The sequence below is a fragment of the Planctomyces sp. SH-PL62 genome, assembly GCF_001610895.1.
Classification (GTDB): Bacteria; Planctomycetota; Planctomycetia; order Isosphaerales; family Isosphaeraceae; genus Paludisphaera.
The window spans coordinates 1,731,803-1,746,922 of sequence record NZ_CP011273.1; the positions used below are offsets into that span (position 1 = coordinate 1,731,803).

General features: G+C 70.7%; 12 protein-coding genes. 3 read left to right on the forward strand and 9 right to left on the reverse strand.

Translation table 11 applies throughout. The annotated features are described in order from the left end of the window. Nucleotides 1-10: 10 nt before the first annotated feature. The 3 genes from VT85_RS06725 to VT85_RS06735 are packed head-to-tail and all read left to right on the forward strand — an operon-like array spanning nucleotide 11 to nucleotide 4,681. Nucleotides 11-1,453, forward strand: a complete 1,443-nt coding sequence (locus VT85_RS06725; RefSeq protein ID WP_197491137.1) for a sensor histidine kinase — start codon at nucleotides 11-13, stop codon at nucleotides 1,451-1,453. Beyond that, on the forward strand, nucleotides 1,428-2,825 hold the full coding sequence (locus tag VT85_RS06730) for a sigma-54-dependent transcriptional regulator (protein ID WP_068412389.1): 1,398 nt from the start codon (nucleotides 1,428-1,430) through the stop codon (nucleotides 2,823-2,825). Before VT85_RS06725 ends, VT85_RS06730 begins: the two co-directional genes overlap by 26 nt. A 23-nt stretch (nucleotides 2,826-2,848) precedes the next feature. Then, nucleotides 2,849-4,681 (forward strand): hypothetical protein, encoded by a 1,833-nt coding sequence (locus VT85_RS06735; protein ID WP_068412393.1) that lies wholly within the window; start codon nucleotides 2,849-2,851, stop codon nucleotides 4,679-4,681. A gap of 562 nt (nucleotides 4,682-5,243) precedes the next feature. On the opposite strand, the gene VT85_RS28290 is transcribed toward VT85_RS06735, so the two are convergent. The 9 genes from VT85_RS28290 to ilvN all read right to left on the reverse strand — a co-directional run bounded on the left by VT85_RS28290 (nucleotide 5,244) and on the right by ilvN (nucleotide 14,971). Beyond that, a complete protein-coding gene (locus VT85_RS28290) occupies nucleotides 5,244-5,804 on the reverse strand; it encodes a hypothetical protein (RefSeq protein ID WP_197491138.1) in 561 nt (186 codons plus the stop codon). Between the two features lie 485 nt (nucleotides 5,805-6,289). Further along, nucleotides 6,290-8,125 carry a protein kinase domain-containing protein gene (locus VT85_RS06740; RefSeq protein ID WP_068412396.1) on the reverse strand — a complete coding sequence of 612 codons (1,836 nt, stop codon included), beginning with the start codon at nucleotides 8,123-8,125 and terminating at the stop codon, nucleotides 6,290-6,292. Nucleotides 8,126-8,249: 124 nt separating this feature from the next. Beyond that, nucleotides 8,250-9,122 (reverse strand): dimethylarginine dimethylaminohydrolase family protein, encoded by an 873-nt coding sequence (locus VT85_RS06745; protein WP_231871468.1) that lies wholly within the window; start codon nucleotides 9,120-9,122, stop codon nucleotides 8,250-8,252. Nucleotides 9,123-9,144: 22 nt separating this feature from the next. Then, on the reverse strand, nucleotides 9,145-10,425 hold the full coding sequence (locus VT85_RS06750; RefSeq protein ID WP_068412398.1) for a TIGR00300 family protein: 1,281 nt from the start codon (nucleotides 10,423-10,425) through the stop codon (nucleotides 9,145-9,147). A gap of 255 nt (nucleotides 10,426-10,680) precedes the next feature. Then, the gene (locus VT85_RS06755; protein WP_068421531.1) at nucleotides 10,681-11,697 is read right to left on the reverse strand and encodes a DUF1573 domain-containing protein; all 1,017 of its coding nucleotides are present in this window, start codon (nucleotides 11,695-11,697) and stop codon (nucleotides 10,681-10,683) included. Between the two features lie 264 nt (nucleotides 11,698-11,961). Continuing rightward, nucleotides 11,962-12,192 carry a ferredoxin gene (locus tag VT85_RS06760; protein ID WP_068412400.1) on the reverse strand — a complete coding sequence of 77 codons (231 nt, stop codon included), beginning with the start codon at nucleotides 12,190-12,192 and terminating at the stop codon, nucleotides 11,962-11,964. A 47-nt stretch (nucleotides 12,193-12,239) separates the two neighbouring features. Continuing rightward, nucleotides 12,240-13,178, reverse strand: a complete 939-nt coding sequence (locus tag VT85_RS06765; RefSeq protein WP_068412402.1) for a hypothetical protein — start codon at nucleotides 13,176-13,178, stop codon at nucleotides 12,240-12,242. Between the two features lie 19 nt (nucleotides 13,179-13,197). Next, the gene (gene ilvC / locus VT85_RS06770) at nucleotides 13,198-14,202 is read right to left on the reverse strand and encodes a ketol-acid reductoisomerase (RefSeq protein WP_068412404.1); all 1,005 of its coding nucleotides are present in this window, start codon (nucleotides 14,200-14,202) and stop codon (nucleotides 13,198-13,200) included. A gap of 145 nt (nucleotides 14,203-14,347) precedes the next feature. Beyond that, the gene (gene ilvN / locus VT85_RS06775; protein WP_082858407.1) at nucleotides 14,348-14,971 is read right to left on the reverse strand and encodes an acetolactate synthase small subunit; all 624 of its coding nucleotides are present in this window, start codon (nucleotides 14,969-14,971) and stop codon (nucleotides 14,348-14,350) included. Between the last annotated feature and the right edge of the window lie 149 nt (nucleotides 14,972-15,120).

Genomic DNA, 15,120 nt, shown 5'->3' on the forward strand with positions numbered 1-15,120 from the left:
CGATTCAATGATGAACGGTTCCATACGTCGCCAGATCCTGATCCCGATCGTCGCGATCCAGACGGCCTCGATTGCCGCGATCACGGCGGCGGCGGTCGGGCTGGCGGCGTGGCGGAGCGAGCGGCAGAGCGTGGCGCGGTTGGCGGGGGTGATCGAGGTGCTGGAGCGGTCGACGTTCCCACTGAGTTCCCAGGTTCTGGCGCGGATGCACGGGCTTTCGGAGGCCCATTTCGTCGTCCAGGACGCGAGCGGGAGGCCGGTCGCGTCCAGCGAGGAAGAACTGGCCCGGCGCGCGCCCGACGGCCGCGCCGTCTCGGAGTTTCGGCCCAATTCGCGGTCGTGGCGGCAGTGGCCGACGCTCTCGCTCTCCGGCCGGACGTACTACGCGGCGAAGCTTCCCGCCGCCGCGTCGAGCGCCGGGCCGGGCGCGACGCTCCTGGTCCTCTATCCCGAATCGAGCTGGCGGGCCGCCCTCTGGGACGTCGCCGCCGCGCCGATCGCGCTGGGGCTCGCCGCAATCGCGCTCACGGCGCAGGCGACCCGCTGGTTCGCCGATCGGATCGGCCGCCGGGTGAATCGCCTTCGCGGACAGGTCGCGCGGATCGCCGACGGCGATTTCCAGGAGATCGAGCCGGGTGAGGGGCGGGACGAGGTCGGCGACCTGATCCAGTCGGTCAACCAGATGAGCCGGCAGCTCCGCGACATGCGGCGCACCATCGCCCAGGCCGAGCGCACGCAGCTCCTCGCGCAGCTCGCGGCCGGCTTCGCGCACCAGCTTCGCAACACGCTCACCGGCGCCCGGCTCGGCGTCCAGCTCCACGCCAAACGCTGCGGCGCGTCGGTGAGCGACTCCAGCTTGAAGGTCGCCGTGAGGCAGCTCGAACTGGCCGAGGAGCAGGTGCGCGGGCTTTTGACGCTGGGGCGTCTCGAACAGCGGCCCGACCGCCCCTGCGATCTGGTCGCCTTGCTTCGCGACGTGGCGTCGCTCCTCGACGCCACGAGCCGACACGCCAGGGTAAGCCTCGACCTGCGGACGCCCGACGCCCCGGTGGTCGCCAGGCTCGACGAGCCGAGCCTCCGCGCGGCGGTGCTGAATCTGACCTGGAACGCACTCGAAGCGGCCGGGCCGGGGGGCCGGGTGCGGTTCCAGTTGATTGCGGACGCGGATCCGATCATGATCGAGGTCGGCGACGACGGCCCCGGCCCGCCCCCCGAACTCGGAGCGGCGATCTTCGACCCGTTCGTGACGGGCAAGCCCGAGGGCGTGGGCCTCGGCCTGGCCCTGGCGCGACGGGTGGCCGAGTCGCATCGCGGCGGCCTGGCCTGGCGTCGCGAGGACGGCTGGACGTGGTTCCGGCTGACCCTGCCGCGCGGCGTCGCGGAGGCCGAGACCGAGCCCGAAGCCGAGACGGAGACGGACCCCGCCCATGAGCCGCGTCCTGATCGTGGATGACGAGGCCAGCATCTGCTGGGCGTTCGGCGAGTACCTGGGCGACCTCGGCCATGAGGTCGCCGTCGCCTCGACCGCCGAGGAGGGGCTCGAAGCCGCGCGCCAGGGTCCGTTCGACGCGGTGGTCCTCGACGTCCGCCTGCCGGGGCTGGACGGCCTCTCGGCGATGTCCGCGTTCCGCGACCGCCTGGGCGCGGCCCCCATCGTGATCATCACCGCCTTCGGCAGCCTGGATACCGCCGTCCGGGCGATGGAGGCCGGGGCGTTCGACTATCTCGTCAAGCCCTTCGATCTCGATCAGGCCGGCGCGGTCGTCCAGCGGGCGCTGGAGTCTGGCGGGGCCGCGATCGGCGGGGCGAAGGGGGGCCACGTCGGACCCGGCCCCGGGCTGGTCGGCTCGTCGCCGCCGATGCAGGCCCTGTTCAAGCAGATCGCCCTGGTCGCCGCGACCGACGTCCCGGTCCTCATCACCGGCGAGAGCGGCACGGGCAAGGAACTCGTCGCCCGCGCGATCCACCAGAACAGCCCGCGACGCTCCCGCACCTTCCTCCCCGTCTGCCTCGCCGCGCTCAGCCCGGGACTCGTCGAGGGCGAGCTGTTCGGCCACATGCGGGGCTCGTTCACCGGCGCGAGCCAGGACCGCAAGGGGCTGCTGGAGCTGGCCGCCGGCGGCACCGTGCTGCTGGACGAGATCGGCGACGTCCCGCTGGGCATGCAGGTCAAGCTCCTGCGGGCGATCGAGCACCGCGAGGTCGCCCCCGTCGGCGACGCCCGGCCGCGTCCCATCGACGTGCGTTTCCTCGCCGCCACCAACCGCCCGCTCCCCAGACTCATGGCCGACGGGTTGTTCCGCGAGGACCTGTTCTTCCGCCTCAGCGTCTTCCCCATCCACATCCCTCCCCTGCGGGATCGGCTCGGCGACGTCCCCGAACTGGCCAGATTCTTCCTGAAACAGGTCGACCCGCACCAGGACGGGGCCGCCGCCCTCCGGGACGACACGCTCGCCGAGTTGGTGCGGCGGCCCTGGGTGGGGAACGTCCGCGAGCTGCGAAACGCCATCGAGCGCGCGGCGATCGTCGCGAGGGGGGGGCCGATCCTCCCGGAGCACCTCCCCGCCGCCATCGCCTCGCCGGGACCCGACGGGGCCGGGGGCGACGGCCTCGACGCCTCCATCGCCCGCTGGACCGAGGCGGCCCTCGACGCCGCGCCCGACGAGTCGGACTCCCTCTACGACCGTTTCCTCGCCCAGGTCGAGCCCCCCATGCTCCGGGCCGTCCTCCGCCGCGAGTCGAACAACAAGGCCCTCGCCTCGCAGCGGATCGGGATCCATCGGTCCACGCTCCGCCAGAAGCTCCGCAAGTACGGACTGGAATGACCCCGCCACCGCCCGAGGATCTGATGGACCCGACCGCTCGCGAGGCCGACGCCGCCCCCAAGCTGATCTCCCGCCGGGCGCTCCTGACTCTCGCGATCCTGACGCCGGTCCTCGCGGGCCTGGTTCTGGCGGGGATTTACGGCGCCTTCTACGTCGTCGACCGCACCCCGAAATGGGTCTACTGGGCGATCGGGCTACGCTTCCTCCAGGGGGTCGACGTCGCTTACGGGATCGCGGTCGTCGGGGCGGTCGGCGGCCTCGGCTGGGTTTTGGTGCGGGCGCGAGCCGTGGGGAGCGGAGCGCCGAGGCGGGCCGTGATGTTCCGCGTCGCACTCCTTTGCGGCACGACCCTGGCGGGGGTCCTGGTGCTTGAAGCGGCGTCGGCGGTGATCCTCGTGAGGCAACGGCGAGAGTCGGTCCTCCCCGCCGGCGGATGGACCGCGGCCCTCAACGAAGCGGCGGTGGCGAGGAAGCTGCCGAACACCGTCGACGAGGTGGAATTGCCCACGACCTTCCCGGAACAGGACGACCGGGTGAGCATCGCCGTCGTCGGCGAGTCGAGCGCGGCGGGCGTCCCCTACACGAACTGGCTGTCGATCGGCTCCGTGGTCGCCTGGGGCCTGGAGCGCGCGATCCCCGGTCGGACGTTCCGGCACGAGGTGATGGCCCGGTCCGGGGACACGCTGGAGCGGCAGCACAGGCACCTCGCGGACCTCCACCACCGGCCGGACGTCCTGATCGTCTACTGCGGACACAACGAGTTCTCGGCGCGGATTCCGCTCTCGCGCGACCGGACCTATTACAACGACGACGAGAAGCCGGCCAGGGCGGCCGTGCTCGCGGAGAAGGCCGTCGCCTGGTCCTTCCTCCACGCGCTGGTGCAGCGGAACATCCAAAAATGCCGGATCGCGATCCCGCCCCCGGACAACGGACATCGCGACCTCGTCGACGCCCCGGCCTATTCTCCCGAAGAGTATGATCTCGTCCTGAACGACTTTCGCAACCGGCTCGAAGCCATCGCCACTTATGCGGAGAAGCTCGGCGCGATCCTCGTCCTGGTGTCCCCGCCGGGGAACGATTCCGGCTACGATCCCAATCGGTCGTTCCTCCCGCCCGAGACGCCGAGGGCCGAGCGGCGGGCGATCGCGAGCGAGTTCCTCTCCGCGAAGGGGCTCGAGACGTCCGACCCCTCGGCGTCCGTCGCGGCCTATCGCGACCTCCTGGAGCGCGCGCCGGGCTTCGCGGCGGCTCGCTGGCGGCTCTCCCGGTTGCTGGCGGATCGCGGCGACAAGGCCGAGGCGTACGAGCAGGCCGTCGCCGCTCGCGACCTCGACGGCTACCCCCAGCGCTGCCTGACCGAATTCCAGGACGCCTATCGCGAGACGGCCCGGCGGCACGACGCGATCCTCGTGGACGGCCAGGCTTACTTCCACGCCCTCAGCCCCGACGGCCTCCTCGACGAGCGGCTGTTCCACGACGCGATGCACCCCTCGTACCGGGGGCACCTTGCGCTGGCGCAGGCCGTGCTCCGCGGCCTCCACGCCCGCCGTGCCTTCGGCTGGGCGGCCGACGCCCCCGCACCGGTCGTCGACCCGGTCGAGGCCGCCCAGCACTTCAAGATCGACGCGGAGGCGTGGCGCTATCTCTGCCTCTGGGGGATGATGTCGTATGAGATCACCGGCCCGGCCTCCTACGACCCGACCGTCCGTCTCCTGATGCAGGAGACCTTCGCCCGCGCCGCCGCCTCCATCAAGAAGGGCGTCCCCGCCGCCGACGTCGGCCTCCCCAACATCGGCCGCATGGAGCCGATCCCGCTGGTCCCGTTCGGCGGTCCGTCCGCCGAAGCGACTCCCTGAGAGTCTGTCCCGAACGTGTGCCGCGGCCCGATCGCCGTCCTTCCCCCCCTGGCCGGGGGAAGGTGGCCCGAAGGGCCGGATGGGGGGGGACGAGCGACTTGCCGCTCGGAGTTCCAGGGGCCGTCCCGGGGCCGTCGGCCCGGGCGGGAGGCCCCGAAATCCGAAACTCGGCCGCGGGCGTCCCCCCCTCATCTGACGCCTTCGGCGTCTGTCTTCCCCCGCCGGGGGGGAGGACCGTTCCAGCTCGCCTTTCGCCCTGATGGGACAGGCTCTGAGCTTCTCCCTCGCGCATCCTGGTGCATCATCCAGATAGGGAGCGTTGCGCCCGGTGGGTCCACCCTCCGTCCGGTCCGCCGCAAAGGACGGCCGTCGACCACGACCTAGCGACCCGACGGCCCCACGCCGCGACATCGCGAGAACCGCCGATCGAAGCCAATTCCGGACCCAGAAATCCCATTCCTAAATTATTTCCAGCAAGCAATTTACGTCCGATTGGCTTGATTCCTGGTGCGAACGAGCGAAGCCAATCGAAGCCAAATTCCGCGGGGTTATCGGTGGGGCGTCAGATCGGCACGACGACGGTGCCGCTCAGGCGATCGTGGGGGCCTCGGCTGGGGAAGAGGAGGGCGATGACCAGATAGATCGCCATCAGCAAGAGCCCCGCGAGCCAGACCGACCAGGCGGTCACGACCGATTCGGGGGAGACGTGCTGCACCCACTGCGAGCTCGCCATGAGGGCCGACGGGATCGCCCAGACCAGGAAGGCGCGCAGTCCGCACGCCAGCCGGCCGGCGGCGCGGCCGTCCCGGCCGATCAGGGCCAGTCCCGCGAGCGGATAGCTGAGCCCCCCTCGCAGGACCATCGCGCCGAGCGTCCAGGCGATTGGGACGGCGGTCAGCACCGCCAGGTCATACGGGATCAGGTTGGGCTCGAAGTCCGGGCAGGTCAACACCATCAGCACCAGCAGGCCCGGCGACAGGAAGAAGGTCTGGATGAGGAGCTGCAGGGCCCTCCTTCCGGTGCTGACCTCGGTGGGGCGTTCCGCCGCGGCGATCAGGTCGGCCCGAAGGTCGGCGAGCCGGGCGTACGGGGACCGATGGCCGGTCAAACGGTCGAGGAGCACCCCGGCGCGCTCGGGAACGGCCGCGCAGATCCTCCCGCTCGATCCGGCGTGGCGCCGGTTCCGGCCCCCGAGCGGGAGCCGGCGGGGCGTCCGGTCCTCACCGGTCGCGAGCCTCGCGACGTCCCTCAGGAAGACGAAGGCCCGGGCCTCCTCGGGGTCTTGAGAGCCGACCCCGGAGTCGGTCGGCGGGGGGGGGGGAGGGGGAGGCGGCTCGTCGTCCGGCTCGCCCCAGGCCAGGGGGTCGACGAGTTGGGCGCGGCCGTCGTCGTCGACCCAGACGAGGTCGACCGAGAGCCTGGAGGGAAAGGTGCCGTCGAGCCGCGCAGCCTCGAGCTCCTCGGCGAGATCGGTCAGGAGCGGCAGGACGTCGGCCCAGGGGAGCCCGCCCGATGCGACGACCTCGGACAGTCGACAGCCGGGGGGGGCGGTGAAGGCGTCCCAGCGGGCGTCGGGCTGGTCGCCGCCGCCGATCCAGCGGGGCCTCGTCAGCCGATTGAGCGCCCTTCGCGTGGAGTCCGGCGGGGGGGTGCCGGGATCGCGGAGGACGAGCCAGACCGGGCGGTCGAGCGTCGCGTCCCGCCCCGACAGGAGCTGGCAGCCGCTCCGGGACGAGACGCTCCCCTCGATCTGATACGGGCCGACCTGGTCGAGCGGCGGCGGCCCGAGTTCCGCCGGCCGCGCGGCCCCCCGCCGAGCAACCCTCGCCGCATCGCGCGGCGAAACCAGTGCCGACGGCGAGCCCGGACGACCTGGACCACGCGGGTCCCGCTGGCCCATTCGTGCAGGCCGCGGAACCCCGATCGCTGCCGCATCGGCGCCACCAGGATCGCCAGGCCCAGGAGGTTCATCGCCACGAGCCGGGCCGTCTGCCAGGGCTCGTCCGCCGCGTGGGGGTCGCCCGGGAAGGCGGCGTCGTAGACCTCGCTCCCGAGGCCCAGGAGCAGGACGAACACGAGCGTCCGGACGAACGCGCGGAGGAGGCCGGGCGCGTCGCCGTCGGGGTCCCTCGCCACCCGCAGGCCGACGATCCACTTGCCGATCGAGGCCGCGAACAGCCCCTCGGCCACCGTGAAATAGATGATCCAGAGGCCCGCGTCGACGATCTCGATGAGCCGACCATGCTGCTCGTGGAATGCAAAGGTCTCCAGCACCCGCCCCCGGTGCCGGATGAAGCTGACCGCGAAGGCCGACCAGACTCCCATGTAGAACAGGAGGAGGTCGATCGCGTAGGCCCCGACCCGGAGGCCGATCGAGGCGATGTCGACCCGCTCGGGGACGAACGGCAGGAGGGCGTCGTGCAGCTCCCGAAGGTTCCGCCAGCGTCGCGAGCGGTCGCGGTCGAGGCCCTTCAGGATGACGGCTTCCAGCGACTTCGAGACCCCCGGGGCGTAGGTCCGGGGCGGCGGGGCCGGCTCCGAAACGATCCTCGCCAGCGCTTCCGCCGCGTCCTTGGTCTGGACCGGGGCCCGGCCGGTCAGCAGGTAGTACAAAGTCGCCGCGACCGAATAGACGTCCGTCCGCTCGTCGAGGGGCTCGCGCTTGATCTGCTCGGGCGAGGCGTAGAGCGGCGTCCCCAGGAAGGCCCCGGTGCGCGTGAGGTCGGCCCCGCCTTCCAGCGATTTGGAGAGGCCGAAATCGCCGATCTTGACCCGCCCCTCGTCGTCGAGGAAGCAGTTCGACGGCTTCACGTCGCGGTGGATCATCCCCAGCCTGTGGAACTCGGCCAGGCCCTCGATCGCGTCGAGGATCATCTGGATCGCGGCCGGCGGGTCGAGCGGGCCCCCCTCCTCGACCAGCGTCTGGAGCGTGGTCCCCGGCATCAGCTCCATCACGAGGTAGGGCTGGCCGCGCTCCTCGTCGACGGCCCGCACGAAGACGCATCGGGGATGCGTCACCGCGCTGGCCGTCCGCCCTTCCTGGCGGAAACGCTGGATGGCCTCGTCCGACCCCAGGTTCGCCGGCGCGATCAGCTTCAGGGCGACGTGCAGCCCTTGCTGCTCCTCGACCGCCTCAAAGACGGTCCCCATCCCGCCCGATCCCAGCCTGCGGATGAGCCGATAGCCGGCCACCCGCTCCGGGAAGGATTCGACGGTCCCGCGATCGCGTCGCGGGGCCGAGGTGAACTCCGCCGTCTCGTCGGAAGCGGTGAACGACTGGGTCCGGTCGTGGTCCGAGACGTCGGCGGGGTCGAGCGGGGCCCCGCAGTAGCCGCAGAAACGGGGGGGCTCGCCCGAGAAAATGAGGACGCGCCCGCAGTTCGAGCAGGCGGCCCGCCCCTCGGCCTCGCGGGTGGTCTCCAGGGTCGGGTCGCGCTCCGCCATCGTCGGGCATCACCGGTGGACAAGCGGGCGAGGCCGGGCGACGGCCTCCCCGAAGAGAGGCCGGCGTACAGTCCGCCCGCGCGAGTCGTCGATTGCTTCATGGTCGCGGCGTTTCGGGCCGCCGTCAAGGGGACGGGGACGCGGCCTCGGCGGCCGTCTTCCAGGCCGCGGCCTCCTCGCCGTCGATCCGAAGCGTCAGGCACTTGGCGCTCCCTCCCGATTTGATGAACTCCGAGAGGTCCAGCGGTCGGGTCGCATAGCCGAGCCGCCGCAGGTCCTCCGCGAGCCGCTCGGCGCCTCGATTGAGGACCACCGTCCGGCCGACCACCACGGCGTTGCAACTGAAGCTTTGCGCCTCTTCGGCCCGGACCTCGATCAATGTCGGGATCCGCTCGCGGATCACCGAGCGGCCGTAATCGTCGAATACGCCGGGATAGTAGATCGCCGCGCCGGGGGCGAGCGGGCAGAAGCAGGTGTCCAGGTGGTAGTAACGCGGGTCCACCAGCTCCATCGGCAGGACCTCCACACCCAGGCGCTCGCCGATCCACTGATGGCTCTGGACGTCGCTGCGGAAGCGATAGCCGGCGAACAGGGCCTCGCCGCAGAAGAGGGCGTCGCCGGCCCCCTCGAAGTTCATCCCCTCGGGGAGCGATAGGATCTCGAAGCCCTCGGTACGCCCCCAGGCCTCGAAGTGGGGAGACTCCCCCTGGCGGACCCGGAACCGGAATCGCGAGGGCACGAACCGATCGCGATAGACCAGCCCGGCGTTCGCCGTGAAGACCAGATCGGGCAGCCCCGGAGCGGGCCGGATCCGCTCGATCTCGACTCCCAGCTCGAGCAGCGTCCCTTCCAGGGCCCGCCACTGGGCGCCGGCCCGCGCCGGGTCGCTCCCCTGGCGGACGTTCATCCACGGGTTGATCTCGTACTCGATCCCGAAGAAGTCGGGCGGGCACATCAGGATTCGCGGCGTCGAGATCGGGTTCGGGGCGACGTTCACGGCGGAGGCCCTTTCCGATGGGTCAGAGGCCGGAGGCACCCCGGTCGGCGGTCAGTTCGACGGCCAGCGAGCGGAGGAACGGCTCGACGTCCGTGACGATCCCGATCGTCTGGAACGAGCCCCGGTCGGCCAGCTTGGTCACGGTGGCGGGGTTGATGTCCACGCAGACGACCTTGACCCACGAGGGGAGCAGGTTGCCCGTGGCGATCGAGTGCAGGGCCGTCGCGATGCAGAGCGCGAAGCCGACCTCCCGCACGGCCTCCCGCATCCGGTCCTGCGCCTGGAGCGCGTCGGTGATCACGTCGGGCAGGGGGCCGTCGTCGCGGATCGAGCCGGCGAGGACGAGGTCGACCTCGTGCTTGACGCATTCGTACATGATGCCCGACGCGACGACTCCCCGGTCGACGGCGGCCTTCAGGCTCCCCAGCCGGCGGATCGTGTTGATGGCCCGCAGGTGGTGCTCGTGGCCGTGCTCCAGGCTCTCGCCGCGGGCGATCGAGACCCCCAGGCTGGTGCCGTAGAGGGCCTGTTCCACGTCGTGGGTCGCCAGCGCGTTGCCGGCGAACAGGGTCTGGATCCAGCCCTCGCGGATCAGCCGGGCGACGTGCGCCGCGGAGCCCGTGTGGACGATCGCCGGGCCGCCGACGAGCAGCACCTTCTTGCCCGCCGCGCGGGTCGCCCGGATGCCGTCGGCCACGCCTTGCAGGCTCACCGCCTTCGGCTTCTCGCTCGACACGTTGGAACTCATGAAGCCGAAGAGCGAGGTCTCGCGCGGCCGCTCCTCGGGCAGGACGCGGATCCCCGAATACCCGACGACGATCGGCGTCCCGAGCGCGACGTGGACCATCGGGATGCAGCGGGCGCGGGCGGCCTGGGCGTCGATCGCGATGCCGCAGTCCATCTCCTGATCCTCGACGTCGATCCAGACGCCGTTCACCCGGACCTGGGTCCGCTGGTTGGTCGTGCTGTAGAAGTCTTCCGGGAACGCCGTGGCGACGTCCGCCGGGACGACCCGAGCGTCTTCGAGGTTGACCGGCGAGGCCCCGTGCTCGACGAGGTCGCCGAGGATCTCGGCGAGCGCCCGGGGCGACCCGGCGCGGACGTCGATCCGGGCGTAGCTCGGGTCGGTGCGCCTCTCGCCGATGCGGCACTCGCGGATCTCGAACGCGCCTCCCATCTGGAGGATCCGGTCGAGGATCTTGGGGAGCAGCAAGGAGTCGATGATGTGCCCCCGGACCTCGATCTCCTCGGCCACCTCGGTCGTCCGCGTCTCGCGCCTGTTCTCCCTCTCCACGCCCGCCATCGCCTACCTCCGATCGCTCGGACGGCCCGTCCAGCTTCCGGGCCGGGGCGGGTCGGCTCGTCGCCCACGCCCATCACGACCCGGCCCCCCCCTCGATCATTCTAGCACTCCCGGTCGGTCGGACGAGTCGGCGCGGCGAAGGGCTTCGAAAAGAACTCGGCCGACGCCCCATCGTCATGGGACGCCGGTCGAGGCCTGCACGCCTTGGTAATCTGGCGGCCGTCGCGACGGCCTGTGATCGGGGGGGACGGGACGTCAGGGGGCGACGTGGACCGTCGCGGTGAGGTCGAGCGGGGGCTCGCCGGGGATGTCGGTCGAGACGCGGAAGACGTGCCGGAGATCGCCCCGGGTCGTCCCTTCGTCGGGCTTGTAGGCGACGGACAGGATGTGCATCGCCTTGCGGGAGCCGTCGGGGGGCGTCACCGAGAATCCGTCGCCGACGCCCTCGACGCCGGTGATGGCGAACGGCTGCGAGGCCCGGATGATGAACTTGCCCTGCTTCCCCTCGGCCGAGACCACCTCGCCCATCGTCAGGAGCGAGGGGGACGCCGACAGATCGCCGCGGACCCAGCCGGTCACCATGACGGGGACGCTGCGGGCCTCGCGATCGTTGCTCATCAACCGGATCTCGTCGCGGATCGGCCCGGCGGGGGCGTCGGGCTTGATGGCGACGTCCAGGCGGTACGACACCGCGCCGGCGGCGTCGCGCTTGGTCTCCACGAGCTGCGCCGTGATCGCCCGGCTGGCCGAGACCATCCGCTCGAACCGCCAGTTCGTCCCGTTGATCCGGTCGATCGTCAGGCTCTGGGCCCCGGCCTGACCCTTGACGACGGTGCCAAAGTCGATCGAGCCGGGATTCAGCACGATGTCGGCCAGGATGTGCGAGGTGACGTGCAAACGCACCTCGGCCTCGCGCCCGCTGGCCGTCACCAGCGTCGCGAACAGGATCGTGGCCTTCTCGCCCAGGAAGTTCCGCGTGTCCATCTGGGCTTCGACCACGGCCGACTCGCCGGGATTGACCGTCGAGGCGCTCGCCCGTCCGCTGGTGCAGCCGCAGGACGGCCGGAGATTGAGGATCGTCACCGGCTCTCCCAGGCGGTTGGTCAGCACGAACTCGTGCTTGACCTTGGCGCCCCGGGGGACCGGTCCGAAATGGTGGGCCTTCTCGGCGAACAGGGAGTCCGCCCAGTTCGCCGCGTGGGACGGCGAAACACCGATCAAGCACGCCGCCAAGCAGCCCGCGAGGGCCGCGATCATCCTGCGCCGAGTCATCATCGCCTCCTGCGACCCCAACCCTGGGCTTCTGAAGGGCGCCGAAGCTCCTTGGCCCTCCACTCGACTTTCAGTATCGGACGCAGGGACTCGGGCGCTCACGATGCGACGCGTCCCCTCATCAACCCGCCTCCGCATTGCGACGAATGAGACGGTTGTACGGACCGAACGCCCCGGCGCGCGTCCCGGGGCGGGGTCGGGATGCGTCGCTCCGCCCCGCGGCTCGATGTGGAGTCGGCGAGGCGGAGGATGGGCGGCGGCGGGTCAGCCGTCGTCGCCGATGGCATCGACAGGGCAGGACTCCAGCGCCTCGCGGCAGAGTTCCTCCTCCTCGGGGGTCTGGGGCTGGCGGGCCACGTAGCTGCGGCCCTCGTCCTCGTTCCGGGCGAAGACGCCGGGCGCGGTTTCGTGGCATAGGTCGCAGTCAATGCAGTTCTCATCGACGTAGAAGCGACCTGTTGCGTTCTCCGGGGATTTCAACGCGAGATCGGCCATGGCACTGCACCGCCCGTCTCGGGCGGGCCTCCCTGCTCCTCTTCAGCTCAGAACGGATGTTCTTCCAGGGCCGGTTTGAAAGCGACGCCGCCTTCGCGACCGGACCTCGCCTCCCAGTAGAAGAGGAAAAGCAGAATCGTGAAGAAGGCGGCGAAGACGTCCAGCACGGTATCGCATAGCGCCCGCGCCAGGGGGTCTTCGAGGATGCCCGCCGCTGACGCCAGGCGTCCCACGGCGAGCGAAAAGGCCGCGATCAGAAGAAACGCGGCCGTGGACGCCGCGACGATCAGCCAGGCCCGCCCCGAGACGAGTTCGGCGCTCCGTCGCCGCGTCTGCAGCAGGGGGGCGTCTTCGAGGACGGCCACCTCGTCGACCAGGCAGAAGCGGATCGTGAGCACGATCCCCGGCAGGAGCATCAGGGCGCGAATCGGCGGGGGAAGGCCCGGCAACAGGAACCCGACGCTCGCGATCAGGATGAAGAAGGCGGCCACCGCCCGGGAGGCGAGCACTCGCGGCCAGGAGTCGATCCCGGCGCGGGCGGCGTCCAGGAACGACGTCCGCCGGCCCCCCATGCGGGCGGCCAAAAGGGTGATGACGGCCGCCGCGTGGATCGGCCCGAAGAACTTGTCGACCAGCACCTTCAGCCGCAAGGCGGCGAACAGGTCGTTGGGATCGGCGTCGCGCGAGACGATCATCTCCACGGCCGCGTTCGACGGCAGCGCGATCATCAGGACCAACCCGGCGATCACCGGGAACTGCTCCAGGAGCAGGGCGAACGAGGCGTGGAGCTTCCCCGCGACGGTGGCGGGGACGATGAACGGCGCGGATCGCGCCTCCCCCGGCTCGGCGGGGGAGGCGTCCGGATCCGCGAAATCAGCGGGGGCCCCGACGCGGGCGTCGCAGTACGGGCAGCATCCCGCGCCCGCCTCGAGGCGTTCGCGAGTCAGCAGGGCCCGGCAGGATGGACATTCCCAAAAGCGCGACATACGACGGGGTCCCGGGGGCTCAGACGGTCTTGGCCTTGATCCACGGCATCAGGGCCCGCAGACGCTTGCCGACGACCTCGACCGGGTGCTGACGCTCCAGCTGCTTGCGGGCGTTGAAGTAAGGCCGGTTGGCCTTGTTCTCCAGGATCCACTCGCGAGCGAACTGGCCCGAGCGGATCTCCTTGAGCGCCCGTCGCATGGCGGCGCGGGTCTCCTCGGTGATGATCTGCTCGCCCCGGATGTAGTCGCCGTACTCGGCCGTGTTCGATATGCTGTACCGCATGTAATCGAGGCCGCCCTGATAGATCAGGTCGACGATCAGCTTCAGCTCGTGGACGCACTCGAAGTAGGCGCTCTCCTCCTGGTAGCCGGCCTCGACCAGCGTCTCATAGCCCATCTTCAAGAGGGCGCTGAGGCCGCCGCAGAGGACGACCTGCTCGCCGAACAGGTCGGTCTCGGTCTCCTCGGCGAAGGTCGTCTGGAGGACGCCGGCGCGGGCGCCGCCGATCCCCTTGGCGTAGGCCAGGGCCAGCGCCTTGCCCTCGGCCGAACAGTCGTCGGCGGTGGCGATGAGGCAGGGGACGCCGCCGCCACGGACGTACTCGCTGCGGACCAGGTGGCCGGGGCCCTTGGGGGCCACCAGGGCGCTGTCCACACCCTTCGGCGGGACGACCTGGCCGAAGTGGATGTTGAAGCCGTGGGAGCAGAGGAGCAGGTCGCCCGACTTCAGGTTGGGCTTCACGTCCTGGTTGTAGATGTCGCCCTGGACCTCGTCCGGGAGCAGCATGTTGACCAGGTCGCCCGCCGCCGCCGCCTCGGCCGCCGAGACCGGCTTGAAGCCGTGGTCCACGGCCAGGTCGTAATTCGCGGAACCCGGCCGCTGGCCGACGACCACGTTGCAGCCCGAGTCGCGCAGGTTCTGGGCGTGCGCGTGCCCCTGGCTGCCGTAGCCGATGATCGCCACCGTCTTGCCTTTGAGCAGCGAGAGATCGGCGTCCTGGTCGTAATACATCTGGGCGGGCATCAAGGTCTCCTCGTCGGCGTCGTCATCAACGGGTGAGGGGGAAGGAAAAAATCCCGGCGCCGGGCGTCCGGCGGCCGGGTTCGTTGCAAACGTGGGAACGCGTCGCGCCGGGTCGAAGGAGGTCCGACCCGGGGGACGGGATGGGTCAGAGTTCCGAGTGGCCGTGGACCATGGGCTCGGCGTCTTCGACCGGGGTGGGGGCGGGGGCGTCGGGCTCGTCGAACCGGGGGACGCCGCGGACCAGGGCGATCCGGCCGGTCCGGGCCAGCTCCAGGATGCCATATTCGCGGACGGCGTCGATGAACGCCTCGACCTTCCGCTCCTGGCCCGAGATCTCGATCATCACCGCGTCCGGGCTGACGTCGACGATCCGGCCCCGGAAGATCTGCACCAGCGACTGGATCTCCATCCGGTTCGCCGGCGTGGCCTTGATCTTGATCAGCATCAGGTCGCGCTCGACGAAGTCCTCGCGGGAGATGTCGTGGACCTTGACGACGGTGACGATCTTCTCGAGCTGCTTGCGGACCTGCTCCAGATAGCGCTCGTCGCCCTTGACGACGACGGTGATCCGCGAGAGGACCGGGTTCTCGGTCTCGCCGACGGCCAGGCTGTCGATGTTGTAGCCCCGCGACGCGAACATCCCCGAGACGTGGGCCAGGACGCCCGGCTGGTTCTGCACCAGGGCGGAGAGGACGTGGCGGTTGCCCCGCGTCGGCGAGGGTTCCTTCGCGAGGTTCTTGGAGGACTGGGCGCCCGGTTCGTTTGCCATCACCACTTCCCCAGACCGGCGGCGCGACCGCCGATGCTCGTCGGCCGGAGGCCCGGCGACGTTTTCGCTTAGAGAGTTAGGAGTTTCCATGCAGCACGGGCGCGAGGGCGGGGCCTCGTCGACCCGTCCCCGCCGCAGTCCCGACGTGT

Bases quoted from the DNA above. Each gene is read 5' to 3' on its own strand.
- VT85_RS06725 (WP_197491137.1), top strand. From the start codon at position 11: ATGAACGGTTCCATACGTCGCCAGATCCTGATCCCGATCGTCGCGATC.
- ilvN (WP_082858407.1), bottom strand. From the start codon at position 14,971: ATGGCAAACGAACCGGGCGCCCAGTCCTCCAAGAACCTCGCGAAGGAA.
- ilvC (WP_068412404.1), bottom strand. From the start codon at position 14,202: ATGCCCGCCCAGATGTATTACGACCAGGACGCCGATCTCTCGCTGCTC.
- VT85_RS06735 (WP_068412393.1), top strand. From the start codon at position 2,849: ATGGACCCGACCGCTCGCGAGGCCGACGCCGCCCCCAAGCTGATCTCC.
- VT85_RS06755 (WP_068421531.1), bottom strand. From the start codon at position 11,697: ATGACTCGGCGCAGGATGATCGCGGCCCTCGCGGGCTGCTTGGCGGCG.
- VT85_RS06740 (WP_068412396.1), bottom strand. From the start codon at position 8,125: ATGGCGGAGCGCGACCCGACCCTGGAGACCACCCGCGAGGCCGAGGGG.
- VT85_RS06750 (WP_068412398.1), bottom strand. From the start codon at position 10,425: ATGGCGGGCGTGGAGAGGGAGAACAGGCGCGAGACGCGGACGACCGAG.
- VT85_RS06760 (WP_068412400.1), bottom strand. From the start codon at position 12,192: ATGGCCGATCTCGCGTTGAAATCCCCGGAGAACGCAACAGGTCGCTTC.
- VT85_RS06730 (WP_068412389.1), top strand. From the start codon at position 1,428: ATGAGCCGCGTCCTGATCGTGGATGACGAGGCCAGCATCTGCTGGGCG.
- VT85_RS06765 (WP_068412402.1), bottom strand. From the start codon at position 13,178: ATGTCGCGCTTTTGGGAATGTCCATCCTGCCGGGCCCTGCTGACTCGC.